The following is a 22,401-nucleotide window of genomic DNA, read 5'->3' as shown; positions in this document are numbered from 1 at the left end:
GGACGCTGCGCCTCCAATCCGTCAGGCCAGCGCCTCACGCTCGGCGGCGATCGTGGTGTCGTCGCCGTGCCCGGTGTGGACGACGGTGTCGTCGGGCAACCGGAACAGCTGGCGGCGGATCGACTCCTGGATGACGTCGGCGTCGCTGTAGGACCGTCCCGTGGCTCCCGGTCCACCCTGGAAGAGAGTGTCGCCTGTGAAGACGCAATCGAGGTCGTGGACGTAGACGCAGACGGCGCCGGGCGCGTGCCCGGGCGTGTGCAGCACCTTGAGCGAGGCCCCGGCGACCTTGATGGACTGGCCGTCCTCGAGGTCCATGTCCCACAGCTCGTCGGTGTGGGTCAGCTCCCACAGCGGCCGGTCGTCGGGGTGCAGCAGGATCGGTGCCGTGACCCGCTCGCGCAGCGCCGGCGCGACGCGGCAGTGGTCGTCGTGGGCGTGGGTCAGCAGGATCGCCTTGACCTGCCGCCCGCCGACCACGTCCAGGATGGCGTCGACGTCGTGGGGCGCGTCGATGACCACGCACTCCTCGTCATCGCCGACCACCCAGATGTTGTTGTCGACCTCGTGCACCTCGCCGTCGAGGGAGAACGTGCCGGACACGACCGCGTGGTCCACCCGCAGCCCGCCCATCAGAACGTCACCACCGAGCGGAGCACCTGGCCGCCGTGCATCTTGTCGAACGCCGCCTCGACGTCGTCGATCGAGATCTCCTCGGTGACGAAGGCATCCAGGTCGAGCCGCCCCTGCTGGTAGAGGTCGACCAGCATCGGGAAGTCCCGTGACGGCAGGCAGTCGCCGTACCAGCTGGACTTGAGGGACCCGCCGCGTCCGAAGACGTCGATGAGCGGGATCTCGGGGATCGTCATGTCCGGGGTCGGTACGCCGACCAGCACGACCGTGCCGGCCAGGTCGCGGGCGTAGAACGCCTGCTTCCACGTCTCGGGACGACCGACCGCGTCGATCACGACGTCGGCGCCGTTGCCGCCGGTGAGGGCCTGGATCGCCTCGACGGGCTCGGACTCCTGGGAGTTGACGGTGTGGGTGGCGCCCATGTCGCGCGCCCAGCCGAGCTTGGTGTCGTCGATGTCGACGGCGATGATCGTCGACGCCCCGGCCAGCGCGGAGCCGGCGATGGCGGCCATGCCGACGCCGCCGCAGCCGATGACCGCGACGGACTTGCCGCGGGTCACGTTGCCGGTGTTGATCGCGGCGCCGAGGCCGGCCATCACGCCGCAGCCGAGGAGGCCCACCGCGGCGGGTCGGGCCGCGGGGTCGACCTTGGTGCACTGGCCGGCGGCGACGAGCGTCTTCTCCGCGAAGGAGCCGATGCCCAGCGCGGGGGTCAGCTCGGTGCCGTCCTCCAGGGTCATCTTCTGGGTGGCGTTGTGGGTGGCGAAGCAGTACCAGGGCTCGCCGCGGTCGCACGCGCGACAGCTGCCGCACACGGCGCGCCAGTTGAGGACGACGAAGTCGCCCGCCTTGAGGCCGGTGACGCCCTCCCCCACCGACTCGACGACGCCGGCGGCCTCGTGGCCCAGCAGGAACGGGAAGTCGTCGTTGATCCCGCCCTCCCGGTAGTGGAGGTCCGTGTGGCAGACCCCGCACGCCTGGACCTTCACCACCGCCTCGCCCGGACCCGGGTCGGGCACGTTGATGGTGACCACCTCGACGGGTGCTCCCTTGGCCTTCGCGACGACGGCCTTGACCTGCTGCATGTGCACTCCTGGTGAGTCGGTGCGGTGTGGTGTGGGGCGAGCCTCGCAAGCCTTGCAAACCGCATGCAACCCGCGTCACCCCGGAGGCGTCCTCCACACGACTGCCCGCACACGGTTGGATGGGAGGTGAGTCGGTGAGCAGTGCATCGGACGTCCTCACGGGAGACGCGTTGCCCCACAGCAACAGGACCAGCAGCAGGGACGAGGAGTTCTCGTCGTACATGGCGGCGCGCCAGGCCGCCCTCCTGCGCACGGCCTACCTCCTGACCGGCGAGCGCGCCGCGGCCGAGGACCTGCTGCAGACCGCCCTGGCCAAGCTCTACCTCTCGTGGGACAAGGTCCGCGACCGCGGTGCGCTGGACGGCTACGTCCGGCGGATCATGGTCAACGAGCACAACTCGCTGTGGCGCCGCGCGTGGAAGCGCCGCGAGCACGCCACCGACGAGGTGCCCGAGCGACCGGTCCACGACGAGTACGACGACGGGCTCGGGGCCGCGCTCTGGTCCTACCTGCAGACCCTCCCGCCCAAGCAGCGCACCGTGCTGGTGCTCCGCTACTACGAGGACCTCTCCGAGGCCGAGATCGCCGACGTCATGGGCATCTCGACCGGGACCGTGAAGTCCCAGGCCAGCCGCGCGCTGGCCGGCCTGCGCGAGCGGGCCCCCCGCAGCCTCGACCCGCGCCACACCGACCCCCGGGAGGAGGAGCGATGACCCACGACCAGGACCTGGCGCGCGAGCTCGGCGAGACCCTGCACCGCCGCGCCGACGCGCTCCACGACACCCCGCTCGACCTCGCGGGCGTCCGCGGGCGCGCCACGACGATCCGCCGCCGCCGCCATACCGCCGTGGGACTGGCGGCCGCGGCCGCCGTCGCCGCGGTCGTGCTGCCGCTGTCCCTGCTGCCCACCGGCGGGGACGACCGGGTCGTCGACCCGCAGCCCGTCGACACACCCACCCCGATCGAGGACCCGGTGCCGCTCGACCCGCGCTCCGCCCCCGAGGGTGCCGCCGCTCGGGCACCGTACGTCGCGATCGGTGCCGAGCAGCTGGTCACCCCGGCGGCCACCTACGACCTGCCGGAGGCCTACCCCCAGATCACGCCGTACGGCGAGGGCTGGATCGCCCTCCTCCCCACCGGCGACAGTCGCACGTCGTACAGCGTCGTCGTCCTCACCTCCGACTTCCAGCAGGCCGACGGGGCTGCCGAGTCGAGCGACCTCGCCGTGAGCGAGGACGGCAGCGAGGTCGCCTGGGTGGAGTTCGACGGGGTCGCCCAGTGGACCCTGCGCGTCGCTCCCAGCGACGCGTCCGCAGAGTCCAGCTCGATCCCCGTCGCCCGAGGTGGCCCGCGCTTCCTCACCCGTCCGGTCGGGTTCCTCCCCGACGGCGCGGTGGTGCTCTCGACCACCGAGCCCGCCAACGCCTCCCAGACCTTCTCGGTGGTCGAGCGCGACGGCACCATCACCCCCTTCGACGGCTTCAACTGGCTCGCCGACAGCTCGTCGGTGACCGGGCTGGTCGCCGGGCAGACGCAGTACCTCGGTGACGACTCCTGCTCCGGCGTCGTCGACCCGCTCTCGGGGTCGGGGGCGCTGGTCTGGGAGACCTGCGACTTCTCGCTCGGGGCGTTCAGCCCCGACGGCCGCTTCGTCGTCGGGCTGGCCGACTACTCGGACGGCCTGGGGTCGCCCAACGTCGCCATCCTCGACGCCACCACGGGTGAGCCCGTCGTCGACTTCGTGAGCGGCCGCACCGCCCGGACAGCGGCCGCGGTCGGCGACGTCGTCTGGGAGGACGCGACGACCCTGCTGGCCACGGTCACCCAGGGCGCGGACCAGTACGTCGTCCGAGCCACCATCGACGGCCGGGTCGAGCGGGTCGCCGGTCCCGAGCCCGTCCAGATGAGCACCGCGTTCTGGTTCCCGACCAACCCCTACGGCTGAGGAGTCAGCCGAGCTGCATCGTGGCGAGCATGCTCTCGATGATCTCGTCCTTCTCGGCCCGGCTCTCACCGTTGGCGAAGGTGAACACCAGCGCGACCCGCTGGTCCGCGGCGATGGTGGCGAACCGCTCGACCTCGACGCCCTTCTCGTCCGTCCAGACGAGGTGGTAGACCTGCGTGCCGTCGATCTCGAGGTCGTCGAGGCGCTTGCCGCCCCTGCCCAGGTCGGCGACCTCCTCGTCCGCGATCTCCTCGATCGTGAAGAGCCCCGAGTTGGGGAACCGCACCACGCCGGCCGTCGTGCCCACCTGTCCCGGGGGGAAGGAACCGTGACCGACAGCCACCCGCATCGTCGTCTCCCACCCCTCGGGCGCGTTGACCCTCATCCCCTTCACCTTGAGCACCCGCCCCGTGGCGGGAGCGACCGTCGGCGTCGACTCGGGCTCCCCCGTGGGGCTCGACGACCCCGGTGCTGTCGGGGACTGTGAAGCGTCCGTGTCGGCCGGACCGTCGCCGCCCTCCGGGCCGGAGCCGCACCCGGCCAGCACCAGGACGAGGCCGGCGGCACCCGTCGCCGCTCGCGGCCACGATCCCGCGCGCGGGACACGCACCACGATCGTCACCCGACCTGCACGGTCGCGAGCACGCTCTCGATGATCTCGTCGCGCTCGGCACGGCCCTGCCCGTTGCCGAACTCGAACTGCACCGAGAGCCGGTCGTCACCGGCGATCGTGCCGAACCGCTCGGCGTACAGGCCGGGCTCGAGGGTGCCGGTCAGGTGGTAGAACGGCTCGCCGTCCAGCTCGACGTCGTCGCGCCGTCGTGACCGGGCCCCCATGTCGGAGACCTCCTCGTCACCGAGCTCGTCGACGGTGAAGAGCCCGCTGTTGGGGAAGCGGAAGACCGAGATCATCGAGCCGATGACGTCCGGCGGTCCGGCGGACTGCTGGATGGCGAGCGGCTCCGTGGTGATCCAGCCCTCCGGCGCGCGGACCTCGAGGCCCTTCACCCCGATCGCCGGACCGGTCGCCGGCTCGACCGCGGGAGTCGTCTCGGTCGGCTCGGTCTCGCTGGGCTGCTCCTCGGGGGACTCGGGCGGCGCGGACTCGGACGCGCCCGCGTCGGGCGCGGCGCCCGACGGCTCGTCGGAGTCCGAGCACGAGGCCAGGAGGAGGGTCAGGACGGCAGCGGCAGCAGCCACGCCCGATCGTGTGCGCACGTGTTTCTCGCCTTCCGAGACGACGATGGTGAGGTGTGCTGCAGACTATGACCTGAATTTCCGCGCCCCACGTTTGGGGCGTGTCGTCCCGGGGAACGAGCGTGGTCGCGGCGCAAGCCGCCCACACATCTTGTCCACCACATGGAAGCCAAGGGGAGGCCCACCATGGTCCACGTGCTGTCCGACGTCGGCGGCATCAGCGGTGTGCGCAGCACGCTGACGTCCGTCAAGGTCCCGCCCGACGTGATCGAGGAGATCGTCGCCATCCTCGAGGAGAACTCCGGCGACCTGAATCCCGATGGGTTCCGCAGCGTCAAGGGCACCTGGTACGGCGGCAGCGCCAGCGCGCAGGTGCTCGGCTCGCACACCGAGAAGGCGCACCTCGCCCTCGAGAACGCCGTCGTGGAGGCCGTGGCCGGACTCCAGGAGACCGGCGGTGCCATCAAGCAGTTCGACCGGGAGCTGTCGGCCGCCGACGCCGACTCCGAGGCCGCCGCCCAGGCCCTGCTGCAGCGCACCCAGCTCGCGGTCGACCAGATGGACGGCGACCGGCACACGCCGCCGTCCCAGCAGCCCACCGACCCCTCCGGGAGCGCCTGATGGTCAGCCGCCACTACCGCAACCAGCTCCAGCAGGCGCTGTCCACCGCGGACGCCGACTCCCTCACCGCCGCGTCGCTCAACTGGAGCTCCCACGCGAGCCTGCTGGACCGCGTCTCCGAGAGCATCCGCAACGGCGGCAAGAAGGTGAAGAGCGAGATCGAGGGCCAGGCCGGCGACGCGATGGTCGCGAAGTTCAACTCGATCAGCGACAAGCTCGACCTCGACGCCGCCGACATGCGCAAGGGTGCGGACGCGATCGGGGTGGCGCAGGCCGCCGCGATCGAGGCCACCAAGACCCACAACGGCATCCTGCTGTCCGGTCCGATGAACCAGATGCCCACCAAGCCGACGGGCCCGTCCCCCGGCACCCAGCCGACTCCCGCGCAGGAGACGGCGATGGGCACCTACAACGCCCAGGTGAACACCTACATCGCCAACGAGGAGCGCTACGAGGAGAACGCCCGGCTCGCCCTCCAGCACATGGACACGGAGTACGCCGCCGCGACCCAGGTGATGAAGGAGATCCACGGCGAGCCCGACCCGGAGGGCCCGGTCGACGTCCCCCCGCCCGGTGGCACCACTCCCGGGTCACCGACCGGACCCATCTCGCCGACCACGCCCGGGACTCCCGGCACGCCGGGCACGCCCGAGCCGCGCGACCCCGACCGTCCGCGCGACCCCGACCAGCCAGTGCCGCCGACGCACATCGACCCGCCGACACAGACGCCGCACCCGATCCCGAACCCGAACCCGACCGAGCACCCGACGTACAACCCGCCACAGGTCCCGGGCTACCAGCCCGGTACCAACGTGGCCGGTGGCACCGACGGTGGCTACCAGTACTCCCCCGGCTCGCCGGGCTCCGGCTCGGCCCCGAGCGGCCCCGCCGGGGGCGGTGGTGGCGGTGTCAGTGGTGCCGGGATGGCTGCGGGCGGTCTCGCCGGTGGCGCGGCCGGCGCGGCGGGCATGCGGGGCTCGGCTCCGGCCGCCCCGCTGCGCAGCGCAGGCGTCAAGGGCATCGGTGCCACGACGCGTCCCTCCGGTCCGGGCTCGCTGAGCCGGGGCGCGGGCTCGTCGGGCGCCCGGGGTGCCGGCAGTCCCGCGCGGGGCACCGCGCCCGGCGGGGCCCGCGGGGCCTCTGCGGGAGGCCCGCGGGGCGCCGCCGGTGCCAAGGGTGTCGCCGGCGCCGGCAGCCGCTCGAGCGCCAAGGCGGCCGGCGCGGGCACCCGGTCGTCCGGCTCCAGCCCTCGTTCCGCAGGGTCGGCCGGCGCCAAGGGTGCCGCCGGACGCTCCTCCGGCGCGGCAGGGCGCTCCGGTGCCGCGGCCAACGGCTCCGGCCAGGCCAAGGGCTCCGGCAAGGGCCGGGGCCTGTTCCGGCGCGGGAGCAACGGCTCCGCCGCCGGCACGCGTGGCGCCAACAAGCTGAGCGACGAGCGCACCGAGCAGCGCGACGCGCTGGTCTACGAGCAGGACTGGCTGGGCGACGAGTCGGCCGGCACGGGCGTGCTCGACTGAGAGCCAGGAGGCTCAGGCCACCACGGTGGTGATGGGCTGGGACGAGTCTGCAGGGAGGTCGAGCGCCGACGGCGCTCGACCTCTCTGCACGAGCTCGGCTCCCAGGGCGGCCACCATGGCGCCGTTGTCGGTGCACAGGCCCGGGCGCGGCACCCGCACCCGGATGCCCTTCGCCTCGGCGCGCTCGACGGCCATCGCGCGCAGCCGGCTGTTGGCCGCGACCCCGCCGCCGATGAGGATGTCCTCGATCCCGTGGGTCACCGCCGCGTCGAGGGCCTTGCGGGTCAGCACGTCGCAGACCGCCTCCTGGAAGGACGCGGCGACGTCGTTGACATCGATGGCGACGCCGGCGCGCTGCTGGGTCTCCACCCAGCGGGCCACCGCGGTCTTGAGCCCGCTGAAGGAGAAGTCGAACCGGTGCCGCTCCATGTCGCGCCGGGCCGTGAGCCCGCGCGGGAAGTCGATGGCGACGCTGTTGCCGCTCGCCGCCGCGCGGTCGATGTGCGGGCCGCCGGGGAACGGCAGCCCGAGCAGGCGGGCCACCTTGTCGAAGGCCTCGCCGGCCGCGTCGTCGATGGTCGCGCCGAGCGGCTCGACGCCCGTGGTCACGTCCTCGACCCGCAGCAGGCTGGAGTGGCCGCCCGAGACGAGCATGGCCAGGCACGGCTCGGGCAGCGGCCCGTGCTCGAGCTGGTCCACGGCCACGTGCGCGGCGAGGTGGTTGACGCCGTACAACGGCTTGCCGAGCCCCAGGGCCAGCGCCTTGGCGCTCGCGACCCCCACGAGCAGGGCACCGGCCAGTCCCGGCCCGCTGGTGACGGCGATCGCGTCCACGTCGCGCAGCGCGATCCCGGCCGTCTCGCAGGCCCGCTCGATGGTCGGCACCATCGCCTCGAGGTGCGCCCGGCTCGCGACCTCGGGCACGACCCCGCCGAAGCGGGCGTGCTCGTCCACGCTGCTGGCGACGGCGTCGGCCAGCAGGGTGGTGCCGCGGACGATGCCGACGCCGGTCTCGTCGCAGGAGGTCTCGATGCCGAGCACGAGGGGTGCGTCACTCATGGCGCCATTGTCCCCGACCCGGTCGGCAGGTCCCTCTGCAGGACCAGGGCGTCCGACCCGTCGCGGTAGTAGCGCGGCCGCACGTCGATGCGGCTGAAGCCGTGCGCCGCGTAGAAGGCCACCGCGGCCCCGTTGCCCTCGCTCACCTCGAGCAGCATCCGGTCGGCGGCCCCGGTGTGCGCGAGGAGGTCCTCGAGGAGGGCGGTGGCGAGCCCGCCACGGCGATGCTCGGGGCGTACGACGATCCGCTGCAGGTCGACGATGTCGCCGAGCGTCATCGAGACGGCATACCCGGCCGGCTCCCCGGACGGTGCGTCGGAGACCACGACGCGACGGCCCGGGCCCTCGAGCTCGGCGACCAGGGCCTGCGCGTCCCACGCGTCGCCGCCGAACACCTCGCGCTCGAGGTCGGCGAGGGCCGCGACGTCGTCCGGCGTGGCGAGCCGGATCCTCACAGCACCCGCTTGGGTGCGGCGTTGACCACCGCGTCGGGGCGGCGCAGGTAGAGCGGGTCGGGATCGAGCAGCTCGGCCCGCTCCTCGGCCACCACCCGGGCCAGCCAGCCCGCGCTGGGACGGGCCGGACCCACCGGTCGGGGGAAGGCCTCCGGGTAGAGCAGCGCCCCCTCCCCGACCACCGGTCGTCCGGTCGCGGCGTCCGCCGGCCGGAGGACCTCGGGACCCGACAGGCGACCGCCGTCGGCGTCGTACGACGCGAGGTAGACCTCCTTGCGCCGGGCGTCGGTGGCCACGAGGAAGTCCTCCCCGACCGCGCCGGAGTCGACCGCCTCGATCGCGAGCACGTCGAGGGTGCAGACGCCGTAGACCGGCAGCTCGAGGACCATGGCCAGGGTGCGGGCGGTGACGAGGCCGACGCGCAGCCCGGTGAACGGCCCGGGGCCGACTCCCACGGCGATCGCGGTGAGGTCCTGGCGCACGAGGCCGCGGTCGGCGAGCACCGCCTCGATCAGCGGGGCGAGCTGCTCGCCGTGCTTCATCGGCAGGTCGGAGGAGCGCTCGGCGACCACGTCCTCACCGTCGTGCAGGGCGACGGTGACGAACGGGGTGGCGGTGTCGAAGGCGAGGAGCACGGTGCGAGATTACTCAGACGACCCGGCGCAGCTCGACACGACGAGGGTCGGCGTCGTCGACCCCCACCTCGTCCGCCAGGGCACGCGTGATGATGACGTCGAGGCGCTGCTCGGCGAGGGCCTCGGCCAGCCCGGCACCCCACTCGACGACGGTGACCGCGGTGTCCAGCGAGGTGTCGAGGTCGAGGTCGTCGAGCTCCTCGATGCCGCCGAGCCGGTAGGCGTCGACGTGCACGAGGTCGGGCCCCTCGACCAGGGACGGGTGCACCCGGGCGATGACGAAGGTCGGCGACGTGACCCCGCCGCGCACGCCCAACCCCTCACCCAGGCCCTGGGTGAAGGTCGTCTTGCCGGCCCCCAGCTCGCCGGTCAGCACGACGAGGTCCCCGGCCCGCAGGGCGGCGCCGACCCGGGTGCCCAGGTCGCGCATGGCGTCGGCGTCCGGGGCGTCGTACGACGTCGGAAGCGCGCGGCGCAGCTCGACGTACGGCGGGCGACGGTCGGCCTCCTCGAAGCCGTGCCGCTCCCAGAACCTGATCGTCGCGGGCAGCTCCTCACGGGCCAGCACGCCGACGCACCCGTGGCCGATCGCCGCGGCGACGGCGGCGTCGACGAGGGCGGCGGCCACACCGTGGCCCTGGGCGTCGGGCACGACCCCGAAACGTCGCAGGTAGAACGCCTCGGGCAACGGCTTGAAGACCAGGGTGCCGACCGGCCGGCCGTCGAGGGTCGCCAGCAGCCCGCCGTACGCCGCGAGGTCGGCCGCGACGGTCTCCTCGGTGTCGGCCATCGCGTCGGCCGGCGGGTCCAGCGGCGGGCGGGCACCGAAGGCGGCCTGCACCACGGCCAGGACGTCGGCGGCGGCCTCGGGTCCGACCCGTCGCACGGTCACGTCCGCACGGCTCACGAGGCCTCCACCCGCGCCAGGGCGAGCTCGATGAGGTCGTCGAGCTCCGCGTTGACGTCCTCGTGGCGCTCGAGGATGACCATGTGTCCGGCTCCCTCGCACTCGAGCAGGCTCGAGCCGGGGATGCGCGCGTGCAGCTTGCGGCTGTGGCCGATGCTGGTCACCTTGTCGTCGGTGCCGCAGATGACCGCGGTCGGGACCTTGCCGAGGACCTCGACGTGGTCGAAGTGGTCGAGGGACGCGAAGGCCGGGTAGAAGTCGGCGACCACGGCGAAGGGCGTGTCGTTGAGCATGTCGTAGAGGAACTCGACGTAGTGCGCGGGGACCTCGTCGCCGAAGGCGTAGCGCTCGGTGACGACGTCGGCGACCGCGTGGCCCCACTTGCGGGCCAGGTCGACGATCCGGTGCCCGCGGTCGAGGGTGCGCACGGCCCGTCCGACGAAGCGACCCCCGAGGCCGAGGGGCAGCATCGGGAAGAGGATCCGGCCGGGGTCGAGCCCGCCGGCCGTGGTGGAGATGAGCGCGGCGCCGACGATGCGGTCACCGAAGAGCTCCGGGTGCTGCTGGGCGAGGCTGATGATGCTCATCCCACCCATCGAGTGCCCGACGAGCACGACCGGCCCGGGGGCGGTCTGCTCGATGACCCTCAGCAGGTCCTTGCCGAGCTGGTCGATCGTGGCGTTCTCCTCCGAGGAGCGCGCGGACCGGCCGTGGGAGCGCTGGTCGTAGTACACCGTCCGCACCTGGCCGCGGTAGCCGGCGCGCTGGAAGTGCCAGCAGTCCATGTGCATCGAGTAGCCGTGGATGAACACGACGGTCAGGTCCCCGGTGGCGAGCCGGTGGTGCTGCGCGGGGTCGACCTCGTCGATCTCGGCGTAGAGGTCGACCGCGTCGTCGGCGATGACGTGCAGGGGCGTCGAGCGCAGCGAGCCGAACGGCGTCTGGTCGCCGTCGCGCCGCGCGATCACGCGGGCGCGGTGGGCGACGACGCCGACGGCCGCGCCGGCCGCGGCGAGGCCGGCGGCTCCGGCGGCGGCGCCGATGACCTTGCGGCCGATGGATCCTCGTGCGCCGCTCATGCGGTTCCTCCGTCCACGTGGCGGCGGGCCAGACGCCCGCCGACCCGCGTCACGATCTCGTAGTTGATGGTGTCGAGCGCCTCGGCCCACTCCTGGGCGGTCGGCTCCCCCGCGGTGCCCGGACCGAAGAGGACGACGTCGTCGCCGGGCCGGAGGGTGTCGTCACCGAGGTCGATGACCAGCTGGTCCATGCAGACCCGGCCGCGGACGGCGCGGCGCGCGCCGCCTGCCCAGACCTCGGCCCGGTTGCCGGCGGCGCGCGGGACGCCGTCGCCGTACCCGGCGGGGACGACACCGACCGTCGTGTCCTGCGGGGCGACCCACGTGTGGCCGTAGGAGACACCGGCGCCGGCGGGGATCCGCTTGGCCAGCGCCAGGTCGGCGCGGACCGTCATGGCCGGTCGCAGGTCGAGGTGGTGGGGCACGCCCGGCGCCGGGTCCAGGCCGTAGGTCGCGATGCCGCACCGCACCAGGTCGTGGCGGGAGCCGGGTCGCAGGATCGCGGCGGCGGAGTTGGCCAGGTGACGCACCTCCGGATCCAGTCCGGCCGACGCCGCGAGGGCCAGGGCCTCGGCGAAGGCCGCCTCCTGGGCGGCGTTCGCGGGGTGGTCGGGGTCGTCGCTGGCGGCGAAGTGGGACCAGACGCCGGTGATCCGCGCCCGGCCGTCGAGCTCGAGGCCGCGGGCGTGGGCGAAGAGGTCCTCCCAGTCGGCGCGGGCCGCGCCGCCGCGGGACAGGCCGGTGTCGACCTTGAGCTGGACGCGGGCCACCCCGGCGGCGACCATCTCGTCGAGCTCGGTCGTGGAGTATGCCGTCACGTCGAGGTCCGCGGCGGCCGCGGCCGCGTAGTCCTCCCCGGGGACCGTGAGCCAGCACAGCACCCGTCCGGTGTCCCCCGCGGCCCGCAGCGCGAGGGCCTCGTCCACGGTCGCGACGCCCAGCCACTCGGCGCCGGCGTCGCGCGCGGCCCGGGCGACCGGCACCATCCCGTGGCCGTAGCCGTCGGCCTTGACCACGGTCATCATCGCGACGCCCGGACCGACGACCTCCCGCAGCAGGCGCACGTTGTGACGGATCGCCGCGAGGTCCACGACGATCTCGGCACGGGCGGGCATGGCGGCAATTCTTCCATCCGTCACCCGACACCGGTCACGGCAGGGACCGCACCACGGCGGGCAGCGCCGCCGCTACGTCGCCCGCCACCAGCGGTCCGCCGCCCGACGCCAGCGTCGCGGCGGCGCCGTGCAGCCAGGAGCCGACCGACGCGGCGTCCCACGGATCGAGACCGGCGGCCAGCAACGCGCCGATCAGGCCGGACAGGACGTCGCCGGCACCGGCGGTCGCCAGCCAGGGCAGCCCGGTGGTGGTGACACGTGTCCGCCCGTCCGGCGCCACCACGAGCGTGTGGCGGCCCTTGAGCAGCAGCACCGCGTCGTACCGCTCGGCGGCGAGGCGGGCGTGGGCCAGCGGACGGGCCTCGACGTCCTCGCGGGCGGTGTCGAGCATCCGGGCCAGCTCCCCGGCGTGCGGTGTGAGCACGGCGGCCTGCCCGGGCCGCACGTGGGCGAGCCCGTCGGCGTCCACGAGCACGGGTACGCCGCTGCCGACGACGGCGGCCAGCTGCTCGGCCGCCTCGTCCCCGCCACCGGGGCCGACCACCCACGCCTGGACCCGACCGTCGCCGACCACCTCCGGGTGGGCGACCCGGACCCGGTCGGCGGCGCTGCCGACGTAGCGGACCATCCCGACCAGGCCGCTGGAGGCACCGGCGACGCACAGCAGCGCGGCTCCGGGATAGGTCTCCGAGCCGGCGCGAACGCCGACCACGCCGCGGGTGTACTTGTGGTCGTCGGGGCCCGGGCGGGGCACGAGGGCGGCGACGTCCTCGGGCTGGAGGGACTCCGCGACGGCGGGCGGCAGCTCGAGGCCGAGGTCGACGAGGTGCACCGCACCGCACACGCCGGCCGCGGGGCCCACGAGGTGGGCGACCTTGTGCGTGCCGAAGGTGACGGTGAGGTCCGCGACCACGTGCGGCCCGTCGAGCTCACCGGTGTCCACGTCGACCCCGGAGGGCACGTCGACCGCCACCACGGGGACACCGGACAGCGCGGCCAGCGCCGCGACCGCCTCGGGCCGCAGCCCGGGCCGTCCGCCGATGCCCACGATGCCGTCGACCACGACGTCGGGGCGGGGCGCGTCGGCGACGTCGTCCACCACGCTCCCCCCTGCCGCCGTGAACGCGGCCAGCCCCTCCTCGTGGTGGCTGCCACCGAGGAGCACCGCCGCGACCCGCGAGCCGCGACGCAGCAGCGCGCACCCGGCGTGCAGCGCGTCGCCGCCGTTGTCCCCGGACCCGACCAGGAGCAGGACGCGGTGGCCGTAGCCGCCGCCGAGCAGGTCGAGGACCGCGTGCGCGAGGCCGGTGGCGGCGCGCTGCATGAGGACGCCGTCGGGCAGCGACCTCATCAGGTCGGCCTCGGCGTCGCGCACCTGGGGGACGGTGTGGGCACGGCGCATGCCGCCACGCTAGCGGCTGGCCGGGGCCCGGCCCTGCGTCCGTCAGCTCGCGGGGAGGCGGAGCTCCTGGCCGGGGAAGATCAGGTCCGGCTCGTCGATGCCGTTGAGCCGGGCGAGCTCGTCGCGGGTCACGCCGTGGCGGGCGCCGATGTCGCCGAGGGTGTCGCCGGTGCGCACCGTGTAGGTCTCGTACGCCGGCTCGACGGGGACCTCGGCCGGCACCTCGTCGGGGGCGTCCTCGGGCGTCCGCTCGGCCTGCGGGGGCGGGGCGGCCACGGCTCCCCGGAGCGCGTTCTTGACGGAGTCCAGGAAGCCCATGGCGTCACCGTAGCCCCAGCACGCCGGGGTCGGACCTCAGCCCTCGAGGACCACCACGGCGGAGGCGATCCCGGCGTCGTGCGAGAGGGACACGTGGACGTGCCGGACGCCGAGCGCCTCGGCCTGCGCGAGCACCGTCCCGCGGATCTCGAAGCGCGGCCGACCGGTCTCCTCGGAGACGATCTCGGCGTCGTGCCAGGCCATGCCGACGGGGGCACCGAGCGCCTTGGCGATGGCCTCCTTGGCCGCGAACCGCGCCGCCAGCGAGGCGTGCGGGCGCGACGCCTCGGAGGGGGTGAAGAGTCGCTCGCGCAGCGCGGGGGTGCGCTGCAACGACTCCTCGAAGCGGTCCAGGTCGACCACGTCGATGCCGACGCCGACGATCATCGGACGATCACGCGCGCGCCGGTCCGGTGGGTCATTCGACCGTGACGGACTTGGCCAGGTTGCGCGGCTGGTCGACGTCGTGGCCCATGGCGGTCGCGAGCTCGCAGGCGAAGAGCTGGAGCGGCACGACCGACACGACCGGCTGGAGCAGGGTCGGGACCTTCGGCAGCCGGATCAGCACGTCGGCGTACGGCGTGATCGACTCGTCGTCCTCCTCGGCCAGCACGATGGTGTGCGCACCCCGGGCGCGGATCTCCTGGATCGCGCTCACCATCTTCTGGTGGAGCTCGTCGCGACCGCGGGGCGGGACGATGCAGAAGACCGGCAGCCCGTCCTCGATCAGGGCGATCGGACCGTGCTTGAGCTCGCCGGCGGCGAAGCCCTCGGCGTGGATGTAGGCCAGCTCCTTGAGCTTGAGCGCACCCTCGAGGGCGATCGGGAAGCCGGCGTGGCGGCCGAGGAAGAGCACCGAGCGGGTCTCGGCGTGCTGGGCGGCCAGCGCGTAGATCTCCTCGGCGCGGTCCAGCACCGTCTGGACGTGGGCGGGCATCTTGGCCAGCTCGTCGACGACCTGGGAGATCTCGTCGCCGAACTTCGTGCCGCGCACCTGGGCGAGGTAGAGGCCCAGCAGGTAGCAGGCGATGAGCTGGGTGAGGAAGCCCTTGGTCGACGCGACACCGATCTCCGGGCCGGCGTGGGTGTAGATCACCGCGTCGGACTCGCGCGGGATGGTGGAGCCGTTGGTGTTGCAGATCGCCAGCACCCGGGAGCCCTGCTCGCGGGCGTGCCGGATCGCCATCAGGGTGTCGGCCGTCTCGCCCGACTGGCTCATCGCGACGACGAGCGTGTCGCGGGTCAGGATCGGGTCGCGGTAGCGGAACTCGTGGGCGAGCTCGACCTCGCAGGGGATGCGGGTCCAGTGCTCGATGGCGTACTTGGCGACGAGGCCGGCGTAGTTGGCGGTGCCGCAGCCGACGATGATGATCTTGTCGACGGTGCGCAGCTCGTCCTCGGAGATCCGGACCTCGTCGAGCTGGAGCCTGCCGCTGCCGTCGTGCCGGCCGAGCATGGCGTCGGCCACGGCGCGGGGCTGCTCGAAGATCTCCTTGCGCATGAACCAGTCGTAGCCGTCCTTCTCGGCGGCCGACAGGTCCCAGTCGACGTGGTAGCGCTCGCCCTCGGCCGGCGAGCCGTCGAAGCCGGTCACCTCGACGCCCTCGCGGGTGATGGTCACGACCTGGTCCTGGCCGAGCTCGAGGGCCTCGCGGGTGTGCTCGATGAAGGCCGCGACGTCGGAGCCGATGAAGTTCTCGCCCTCGCCCAGCCCCACCACGAGCGGGGAGTTGCGGCGGGCGGCGACCACGCGGGACGGGTCCTGGCCGTCGACGGCGACGAGGGTGAAGGCACCCTCGAGGCGCTGGCAGACGTGCTGCATGGCGGTGGTGAGGTCGGATCCGCCCTGGACCTCGAGCTCGAGCAGGTGCGCCGCGATCTCCGTGTCGGTCTCCGAGAGCATCTCGTGGCCGGCGTTCTCCAGCCCGGTGCGCAACGAGGCGTAGTTCTCGATGATGCCGTTGTGCACGACCGCGACCCGGCCGGTGCGGCCCAGGTGGGGGTGCGCGTTCTCGTCGTTGGGGGCGCCGTGGGTGGCCCAGCGGGTGTGGCCGATGCCGGTGGTGGCGGCGGGCAGCGGGGTCTCGGCGATCGCCTTCTCGAGGTTGGCCAGCTTGCCCTTGCGCTTGTCGGAGGCGATCCGTCCGGCGCCCTCGGAGGTGTCGACGAGCGCGATGCCGGCGGAGTCGTAGCCGCGGTACTCCAGCCTCCGGAGGCCCTCGATCACGACGCCCTGCGCCTGCTTGTCACCGACGTAGCCAACGATTCCACACATGGGCCGGAGTCTACGCAAGCGTGCCGGTCCCCAGCGCATCCGCCGCCGGTGCAACAATCCTGCGCATGTCCGCCGCCGGAGCAGCTGAGCGGGAGGGTCTCCCCGGTGCGAGCGAGACCTCTCCCTACGTCGAGCTCGACCGGTCGGCCTGGGCCGCGCTGGCGCGGGAGACCGAGAACCCCCTCTCCCCCGAGGAGGTGGGCCGGCTCCGCGGCCTCGGCGACGCGCTCGACCTCAACGAGGTGGAGCAGGTCTACCTGCCGCTCTCGCGCCTGCTCTCGCTGTACGTCGCCTCGGCCGGTCGGCTGCACCGCGAGCAGGAGGAGTTCCTGCACCGCCAGCAGCCGCCACGCACGCCGTTCGTCATCGGCCTCGCCGGCTCGGTGGCGGTCGGCAAGTCCACGACCGCCCGCGTGCTCCAGCAGATGCTGGCCCACTGGCCCGAGCACCCCAACGTCGCGCTGGTCACCACCGACGGCTTCCTGCTCCCCAACGCCGAGCTCGAGCGCCGCGGCATCCTGCACCGCAAGGGCTTCCCCGAGTCCTACGACCGCAAGGCCCTGATGCGCTTCGTCGTCGACATCAAGTCCGGCAAGGACGAGGTCGAGGCCCCGATCTACTCCCACCTGGTCTACGACGTGGTCCCGGGCGAGAAGGTCGTGGTCAAGCGCCCCGACGTGGTGATCATCGAGGGCCTCAACGTCCTCCAGCCCGCGCGGGTGCGCGACGACGGCAAGGCCGGGCTCGCCGTCAGCGACTTCTTCGACTTCTCCGTCTACGTCGACGCCGCCGTCGGCGACATCAAGCGCTGGTACGTCGAGCGGTTCCTGCGGCTGCGCGAGACGGCGTTCCAGGACCCGCTCTCCTACTTCCGTAAGTACGCCATGCTCTCCGAGCACGAGGCCACCGCCGAGGCCGGCCGCATCTGGGACGCCATCAACGGCCCCAACCTCCTCGAGAACGTCGCCCCCACGCGCGCCCGGGCCACCCTGGTGCTGCGCAAGGACTCCGACCACTCCGTGCGCTACGTGCGGCTGCGCAAGCTCTGACGTTGCGAGGGCGGCTCAGAGGACCTTCTGGAGCTCCAGCAGGGTCTCGATGCTGCGGTAGCCGAGGGCCTCGTTGACGGCGTTCATGTGGGTGTTGACCTCGGCGTTGCAGGTGTCGACCGTGGCGCACTGCGGGTAGGTCGCGACGAGCAGGTCGTGGGTGGCGACCTTGAGCGCGAGCCCCAGGCGGTGTCCGCGGTGCGCGGGGTCGACGAGGGTGATCCCGACCTGTCCGTGGGTGGGGTCGGCGTCGTTGACGCGGACGTCGCTGGAGCCTGCCACCGACCCGTCCGGCGCGATCGCCAGGGCGGTGAGGACGTGGCGGCCGATGTCCACCTGGCGCTGCTCGGCGGCACGCAGCCGCTCCGGGGTCCACTCGGAGTCCTCGAGGTCGAGGTCGCCCAGCGGGATCTCGGAGATGAGCATCCCCAGGAGCCGCCCGAAGGACTCCACGTGCTCGTCCGGGCAGACCGTGTCGAAGGTGACGACCGTGTAGTCGTTGGCTCGGGACCCGACGGACGCGACGAGGGCGGGACGGCGCGCGGCGTACGACGCCAGCGCCAGCTCCTTGAAGCCCTCCCGGCTCGCGACGACGAATCCCCGGGCGAGGGCGAACTGCTCGGCCGGCCCGGTCTCCCCCGGCGGCACGTAGCCCTCGGCCTGGAGGGTGGTCCGACCCAGGGCTGTGGCCCGGGACTCCCCCTCGGCCAGCAGGAGCGTGCCGAGGCCATCGCGTCGCCGGGGCGGCGGGACGTAGACGTCGAGCACGGCCGTGTGGAGGTTCTCCTGCACCGGAGCCAGCAGGAGCGCCGACGCGACCATCCGGTCACCGTCGAAGGCGCCGAGGAACACGGTGTCGCGCTCGGGGTTGTCAGCCGGGAGCGCCGTACGGCTGACCTCCCAGCGGGGCCACGGGTGGCCGGGGCGCTCGGCCGTGGCGGCGGCGCCGACCTCCCACCAGGCGCGCAGCGCGGCTTCGTCGCTCGGGTCGATCTCGCGGATCTCGATGGTCACGGCCGCGACCCTAGGGCAGCGGCGCTCAGCGGGCACCCCGGTGTGCGGGCGGGTGCCTCAGAGGGCGAGCTGGGCCTTGACCACGTCGGCGAGCCGGTGGGCGACGGAGTCGGCCGTCTCGAGCGAGGGCGCCTCGACCATCACGCGCACCAGCGCCTCGGTGCCGGAGGGCCGCAGCAGGATCCGGCCGGTGTCGCCGAGCGCGGCCTCCTCCTCGGCGACCGCCGCGGCGAGCACGGCGTCGTCGTCGGTGCGGGCCTTGTCGACGTCCGGGACGTTGACCAGGACCTGCGGGAGCCGGGTCATCACGCCCGCCAGCGCCTGGAGCGACTGGCCGGTCGCGGCCATCCGCTCGAGCACCTTGAGCGCGGTGAGGATGCCGTCGCCCGTGGTGGCGTGGTCCGAGAGGATCACGTGCCCCGACTGCTCGCCGCCGAGCGAGTAGCCCGACACCTTCATGGCCTCGAGGACGTAGCGGTCGCCGACCTTGGTCTGGCGGACCCCGATGCCGGCACCGCGCAGCGCCTGCACGAAGCCGAGGTTGCTCATCACCGTCGCCACGACGGTGTCCTTGGCGAGCAGCCCCTGGTCGCGCAGTGCCAGGGCGAGGACGGCGAGGATCTGGTCGCCGTCGACGACGTTGCCCTCGTGGTCGACGGCCAGGCAGCGGTCGGAGTCGCCGTCGAGGCCGAAGCCGGCGTCGGCACCGTGCTCCACGACCGCGCGCTGCAGGGAGCCGAGGTGCGTCGACCCGCAGTTGTCGTTGATGTTGAGGCCGTCGGGGGACGCGTGGATCGCGATCACCTCGGCGCCGGCGTCACGCAGGGCGAGCGGACCCGCCTCGTACGCCGCGCCCTCGGCGCAGTCGAGCACGACCTTCAACCCGTCGAGGGGCTTCGTCGTGGCCGCGACCAGGTGGGCGGCGTAGTCGGTGACCGCGGCGTCGTACGTCGTGACGCGGCCGACGCCACCGCCGGTGGGGCGCTCCCACTGCTCGCGCATCCGGCGCTCGATGGCGACCTCGATCGCGTCGTCGAGCTTGTGGCCCCCACGGGCCAGGAACTTGATGCCGTTGTCGGGCATCGGGTTGTGCGACGCCGACAGCATGACGCCGAGGTCGGCGCCGAGCTTGTCGGTCAGGTGCGCGACCCCGGGGGTCGGCAGGACGCCCAGCAGCAGCACGTCGACTCCCGCCGAGGCGAGGCCGGCGACGACGGCCGCCTCGAGGAACTGTCCCGAGATGCGCGTGTCCCGGCCGACCACGGCTCGGGGGCGGTGCCCCGCGAACTCCCCGAGGTCGGCCAGGACATGGGCAGCGGCAACGGAAAGGTCCAGGGCCAGCTCCGCCGTCAAGGACGCGTTCGCCAGGCCCCGGACCCCGTCCGTGCCGAAGAGTCGAGTCACGATTCTCGACTCAGCCGATCAGCGCTTGCTGAACTGCGAGGCCTTGCGGGCCTTCTTGAGACCGGCCTTCTTGCGCTCGACGGCGCGGGCGTCACGCGTGAGCAGCCCGGCCTTCTTGAGCGTGGCGCGGTTGGCGTCCTCGTCCACGGCGTTGAGCGACCGGGCGATGCCGAGGCGGAGCGCGCCGGCCTGACCGGCGATGCCGCCACCGTGGATACGGGCGATCACGTCGAAGCGACCCTCGAGCTGCAGGCTGGTGAACGGCTCGTTCACGATCTGCTGGTGCAGCTTGTTGGGGAAGTAGCTGTCGAGCGAGCGGCCGTTGACCGTGATCTCGCCGGTGCCCGGAACGATCCGGACGCGGGCGACGGCCTCCTTGCGACGACCGGTGGCGCCGGCGGGCGCGATGGTCGCCGGGCGGGCCGGGGTGTCGGCGGACGGGGAGCTCTCGGAGCTGTAGGCAACGCCCTCGGCGTTGGTCTCGTAGGTCTCCTCGACCTCGGTGCTCTCGATGTTGTCAGTCATTGAGTGAGTCCTCGATCGGGATTACTGGGAGACCTGGGAGATCTCGAACGGGATGGCCTGCTGGGCCGCGTGGGGGTGGTTCGGGCCGCTGTAGACCTTGAGCTTCTTGAGCACCTGGCGGCCGAGCTTGTTCTTGGGGAGCATGCCCCAGACCGCGTTCTCGATCGCCTTGCGGGCGTCCTTCTCGAGCAGTTCGCCGAACGGCGTGGCGGACAGGCCGCCCGGGTAGCCGGAGTGGCGGTAGGCCAGCTTGGTGACCTTCTTGTTGCCCGAGAGGGCGACCTTCTCCGCGTTGACGATGATGACGAAGTCACCCATGTCCATGTGCGGGGCGAAGGTCGGCTTGTGCTTGCCGCGGAGGAGGTTGGCGGTCTGGACGGCGAGGCGTCCCAGGACCACGTCGGTGGCGTCGATGACGAGCCACTCTCGCTGGATGTCAGCGGGCTTGGGGCTGTACGTGCGCACGGCTGTATCCCGTTCTCGTTCGTAGGTCCGGGTGGAAGGTGTCCCACCCGGTGGTACTGCTGCGCTTCTGACGAACACGGCCCGGCTCACTGCATCTGGTGGGACACAGCGTCCGGGTCTGCACCCTCGGTCGTGCGGACCGGGGCGCGGCAGGAGACGCGACCCCCAAGACTACGGCGCTCGCGCGAGGAGGGTCAAAACGACGCGGGGGCGGTGTGCACCCACGGCGGTGTCCACCAACAGCAGGGGCGGGTTAGCGCCGTCCGCGGGGTCGCGGCTAGGTTGGTCGGGAATCCCACGAACCCAGCAAGGAGCCGACGTGAGCAACGAAGCTTCCGGCAACGAGACCCTGACCGTACGCGACAACCGCACCGGCCAGGACTACGAGATCCCGATCACCGACGGGACCATCGCTGCCAAGGACCTCGGACAGATCAGGGTCGGCGACGACCAGCCCGGCCTCGCGACCTACGACCCCGGCTTCGTCAACACGGCGTCCTGCCGCAGCGCGATCACCTACATCGACGGCGACAAGGGCATCCTGGAGTACCGCGGCTACCCGATCGAGCAGCTGGCGGAGAAGTCCAGCTTCCTCGAGGTGGCCTACCTCCTCATCCACGGCGAGCTCCCCACCAAGGCGGAGATGGACGCGTGGGTGCACGAGATCACCTACCACACGTTCGTCCACGAGAACGTCAAGTCCTTCATGGAGGGCTTCCGCTACGACGCCCACCCGATGGGCATGCTGATGGCCTCGGTCGGAGCGCTGTCGACGTTCTACCCGGACGCCCGCAACATCACCGACGGCGACAACCGGCACATGCAGATGGTCCGCATGATCGCCAAGATGCCCACCCTCGGCGCCTGGTCGTTCCGCCACGCGCAGGGCAAGCCGTTCGTCTACCCCGACAACGACCTCGGCTACACCGCCAACTTCCTCTCGATGCTCTTCAAGATGAGCGAGAAGAAGTTCGAGGCCGACGAGCGCCTCGTCAAGGCGCTCGACGTGCTGTTCATCCTGCACGCCGACCACGAGCAGAACTGCTCGACCAACGCGGTCCGCTCGGTCGGCTCCAGCGAGGTCGACCCCTACTCGGCCGTCGCGGCCGGCGTCGCGGCCCTCTACGGCCCGCTGCACGGCGGTGCCAACGAGGCGGTGCTGCGAATGCTGCGCCGGATCGGCTCGAAGAGCGAGATCCCCGCCTTCATCGAGGGCGTCAAGAACGGCAACGAGCGGCTCATGGGCTTCGGCCACCGGGTCTACAAGAACTACGACCCGCGCGCCAAGATCATCAAGAAGTCCGCCGAGGACGTCTTCGAGGTCACCGGCACCAACCCGCTCCTCGAGATCGCTCTCGAGCTCGAGAAGATCGCCCTCGAGGACGAGTACTTCGTCAAGCGCAAGCTCTACCCCAACGTCGACTTCTACTCCGGCCTCATCTACGAGGCGTTCGCGTTCCCGCCGGAGATGTTCACGGTCCTCTTCGCGATCGGCCGCACCCCCGGCTGGCTCGCGCAGTGGCTCGAGCTCGTCCAGGACAAGGACCAGAAGATCGCTCGTCCCAAGCAGATCTACACCGGCGACCGCCAGCTGACCTTCACCCCCGCGTCCGAGCGGTGGGCGTGACCGTCCACTGACGCTCGTCTGACGCCCCCGACAGGTCTCCTGTCGGGGGCGTCGTACGTCCGGGGCCGGCCTCG

General features: G+C 72.6%; 24 protein-coding genes. 6 read left to right on the top strand and 18 right to left on the bottom strand.

Translation table 11 applies throughout. The features are described 5' to 3' along the window. Positions 1 to 21: 21 nt before the first annotated feature. Together ASG88_RS09700 and ASG88_RS09695 are read right to left on the bottom strand one after the other, a co-directional pair. A complete protein-coding gene (locus ASG88_RS09700; RefSeq protein ID WP_056887199.1) occupies positions 22 to 633 on the bottom strand; it encodes an MBL fold metallo-hydrolase in 612 nt (203 codons plus the stop codon). Next, the gene (locus tag ASG88_RS09695) at positions 633 to 1,718 is read right to left on the bottom strand and encodes an S-(hydroxymethyl)mycothiol dehydrogenase (protein WP_056887198.1); all 1,086 of its coding nucleotides are present in this window, start codon (positions 1,716 to 1,718) and stop codon (positions 633 to 635) included. Before ASG88_RS09695 ends, ASG88_RS09700 begins: the two co-directional genes overlap by 1 nt. A 134-nt stretch (positions 1,719 to 1,852) precedes the next feature. Between ASG88_RS09695 and ASG88_RS09690 the strand changes: the two genes are divergently transcribed. Both ASG88_RS09690 and ASG88_RS09685 read left to right on the top strand, forming a co-directional pair. Further along, positions 1,853 to 2,431, top strand: coding sequence for a SigE family RNA polymerase sigma factor (locus ASG88_RS09690; RefSeq protein ID WP_235534789.1), 579 nt, complete (start codon positions 1,853 to 1,855; stop codon positions 2,429 to 2,431). Beyond that, positions 2,428 to 3,663, top strand: coding sequence for a hypothetical protein (locus ASG88_RS09685; RefSeq protein WP_056887196.1), 1,236 nt, complete (start codon positions 2,428 to 2,430; stop codon positions 3,661 to 3,663). The genes ASG88_RS09690 and ASG88_RS09685 overlap by 4 nt, the downstream gene beginning before the upstream one ends. Before the next feature lie 4 nt (positions 3,664 to 3,667). Here ASG88_RS09685 and ASG88_RS09680 read toward each other — a convergent pair whose 3' ends face one another. Both ASG88_RS09680 and ASG88_RS09675 read right to left on the bottom strand, forming a co-directional pair. Next, entirely contained in the window at positions 3,668 to 4,273 is a 606-nt protein-coding gene (locus ASG88_RS09680) for a hypothetical protein (protein ID WP_235534788.1), read from the bottom strand. Between the two features lie 8 nt (positions 4,274 to 4,281). Next, positions 4,282 to 4,863: a hypothetical protein gene (locus ASG88_RS09675; protein ID WP_056887194.1), complete on the bottom strand. Its 582-nt coding sequence runs from the start codon at positions 4,861 to 4,863 to the stop codon at positions 4,282 to 4,284. Between the two features lie 192 nt (positions 4,864 to 5,055). Here ASG88_RS09675 and ASG88_RS09670 point away from each other — a divergent pair, with 192 nt between their 5' ends. Together ASG88_RS09670 and ASG88_RS09665 are read left to right on the top strand one after the other, a co-directional pair. After that, positions 5,056 to 5,481: a hypothetical protein gene (locus tag ASG88_RS09670; protein WP_157559655.1), complete on the top strand. Its 426-nt coding sequence runs from the start codon at positions 5,056 to 5,058 to the stop codon at positions 5,479 to 5,481. Beyond that, positions 5,481 to 6,998, top strand: coding sequence for a hypothetical protein (locus tag ASG88_RS09665; RefSeq protein WP_056887192.1), 1,518 nt, complete (start codon positions 5,481 to 5,483; stop codon positions 6,996 to 6,998). The genes ASG88_RS09670 and ASG88_RS09665 overlap by 1 nt, the downstream gene beginning before the upstream one ends. Positions 6,999 to 7,010: 12 nt before the next feature. On the opposite strand, the gene tsaD is transcribed toward ASG88_RS09665, so the two are convergent. From tsaD to glmS, 10 genes are read right to left on the bottom strand one after another with little or no spacing between them, the layout of a single operon-like run. Further along, complete coding sequence (gene tsaD, locus ASG88_RS09660; RefSeq protein WP_056887191.1) at positions 7,011 to 8,057, bottom strand: tRNA (adenosine(37)-N6)-threonylcarbamoyltransferase complex transferase subunit TsaD; 1,047 nt, start codon at positions 8,055 to 8,057, stop codon at positions 7,011 to 7,013. Further along, positions 8,054 to 8,512: a GNAT family N-acetyltransferase gene (locus ASG88_RS09655; RefSeq protein WP_056887190.1), complete on the bottom strand. Its 459-nt coding sequence runs from the start codon at positions 8,510 to 8,512 to the stop codon at positions 8,054 to 8,056. The genes tsaD and ASG88_RS09655 overlap by 4 nt, the downstream gene beginning before the upstream one ends. Further along, positions 8,509 to 9,147: a tRNA (adenosine(37)-N6)-threonylcarbamoyltransferase complex dimerization subunit type 1 TsaB gene (gene tsaB / locus ASG88_RS09650; RefSeq protein WP_056887189.1), complete on the bottom strand. Its 639-nt coding sequence runs from the start codon at positions 9,145 to 9,147 to the stop codon at positions 8,509 to 8,511. The genes ASG88_RS09655 and tsaB overlap by 4 nt, the downstream gene beginning before the upstream one ends. A 13-nt stretch (positions 9,148 to 9,160) precedes the next feature. Next, positions 9,161 to 10,054, bottom strand: a complete 894-nt coding sequence (gene tsaE, locus ASG88_RS22595) for a tRNA (adenosine(37)-N6)-threonylcarbamoyltransferase complex ATPase subunit type 1 TsaE (protein ID WP_157559654.1) — start codon at positions 10,052 to 10,054, stop codon at positions 9,161 to 9,163. Beyond that, positions 10,051 to 11,133, bottom strand: a complete 1,083-nt coding sequence (locus ASG88_RS09640) for an alpha/beta fold hydrolase (RefSeq protein ID WP_056887188.1) — start codon at positions 11,131 to 11,133, stop codon at positions 10,051 to 10,053. Before ASG88_RS09640 ends, tsaE begins: the two co-directional genes overlap by 4 nt. Then, entirely contained in the window at positions 11,130 to 12,248 is a 1,119-nt protein-coding gene (gene alr / locus ASG88_RS09635; protein WP_056887187.1) for an alanine racemase, read from the bottom strand. Before alr ends, ASG88_RS09640 begins: the two co-directional genes overlap by 4 nt. A gap of 34 nt (positions 12,249 to 12,282) precedes the next feature. Continuing rightward, positions 12,283 to 13,650 (bottom strand): bifunctional ADP-dependent NAD(P)H-hydrate dehydratase/NAD(P)H-hydrate epimerase, encoded by a 1,368-nt coding sequence (locus tag ASG88_RS09630; protein WP_056887186.1) that lies wholly within the window; start codon positions 13,648 to 13,650, stop codon positions 12,283 to 12,285. A gap of 42 nt (positions 13,651 to 13,692) precedes the next feature. Beyond that, positions 13,693 to 13,968 carry a LysM peptidoglycan-binding domain-containing protein gene (locus ASG88_RS09625; RefSeq protein WP_056887185.1) on the bottom strand — a complete coding sequence of 92 codons (276 nt, stop codon included), beginning with the start codon at positions 13,966 to 13,968 and terminating at the stop codon, positions 13,693 to 13,695. Between the two features lie 36 nt (positions 13,969 to 14,004). Continuing rightward, on the bottom strand, positions 14,005 to 14,355 hold the full coding sequence (locus ASG88_RS09620) for a holo-ACP synthase (RefSeq protein WP_056887184.1): 351 nt from the start codon (positions 14,353 to 14,355) through the stop codon (positions 14,005 to 14,007). A gap of 31 nt (positions 14,356 to 14,386) precedes the next feature. After that, positions 14,387 to 16,243 (bottom strand): glutamine--fructose-6-phosphate transaminase (isomerizing), encoded by a 1,857-nt coding sequence (gene glmS, locus ASG88_RS09615; RefSeq protein WP_056887183.1) that lies wholly within the window; start codon positions 16,241 to 16,243, stop codon positions 14,387 to 14,389. Positions 16,244 to 16,308: 65 nt separating this feature from the next. Between glmS and coaA the strand changes: the two genes are divergently transcribed. Continuing rightward, on the top strand, positions 16,309 to 17,292 hold the full coding sequence (gene coaA, locus ASG88_RS09610) for a type I pantothenate kinase (protein ID WP_056887182.1): 984 nt from the start codon (positions 16,309 to 16,311) through the stop codon (positions 17,290 to 17,292). Positions 17,293 to 17,307: 15 nt separating this feature from the next. On the opposite strand, the gene ASG88_RS09605 is transcribed toward coaA, so the two are convergent. From ASG88_RS09605 to rplM, 4 genes are read right to left on the bottom strand one after another with little or no spacing between them, the layout of a single operon-like run. After that, positions 17,308 to 18,306: a GNAT family N-acetyltransferase gene (locus ASG88_RS09605; RefSeq protein ID WP_056887181.1), complete on the bottom strand. Its 999-nt coding sequence runs from the start codon at positions 18,304 to 18,306 to the stop codon at positions 17,308 to 17,310. Between the two features lie 57 nt (positions 18,307 to 18,363). Continuing rightward, positions 18,364 to 19,710, bottom strand: a complete 1,347-nt coding sequence (gene glmM / locus ASG88_RS09600; RefSeq protein WP_056887180.1) for a phosphoglucosamine mutase — start codon at positions 19,708 to 19,710, stop codon at positions 18,364 to 18,366. A gap of 18 nt (positions 19,711 to 19,728) precedes the next feature. Further along, positions 19,729 to 20,235: a 30S ribosomal protein S9 gene (gene rpsI / locus ASG88_RS09595; RefSeq protein ID WP_056887179.1), complete on the bottom strand. Its 507-nt coding sequence runs from the start codon at positions 20,233 to 20,235 to the stop codon at positions 19,729 to 19,731. A 21-nt stretch (positions 20,236 to 20,256) separates the two neighbouring features. Beyond that, positions 20,257 to 20,700, bottom strand: coding sequence for a 50S ribosomal protein L13 (gene rplM, locus ASG88_RS09590; protein WP_056887178.1), 444 nt, complete (start codon positions 20,698 to 20,700; stop codon positions 20,257 to 20,259). A 319-nt stretch (positions 20,701 to 21,019) separates the two neighbouring features. On the opposite strand from rplM, the gene ASG88_RS09585 reads away from it, so the two are divergent. Next, a complete protein-coding gene (locus ASG88_RS09585; RefSeq protein ID WP_082600180.1) occupies positions 21,020 to 22,327 on the top strand; it encodes a citrate synthase in 1,308 nt (435 codons plus the stop codon). The last annotated feature ends 74 nt before the right edge of the window (positions 22,328 to 22,401 follow it).

Source organism: Nocardioides sp. Soil777 (genome assembly GCF_001428425.1).
In the GTDB taxonomy this organism is placed as follows: Bacteria; Actinomycetota; Actinomycetes; order Propionibacteriales; family Nocardioidaceae; genus Nocardioides; species Nocardioides terrigena.
This window is presented reverse-complemented; position numbering and strand designations above follow the sequence as displayed.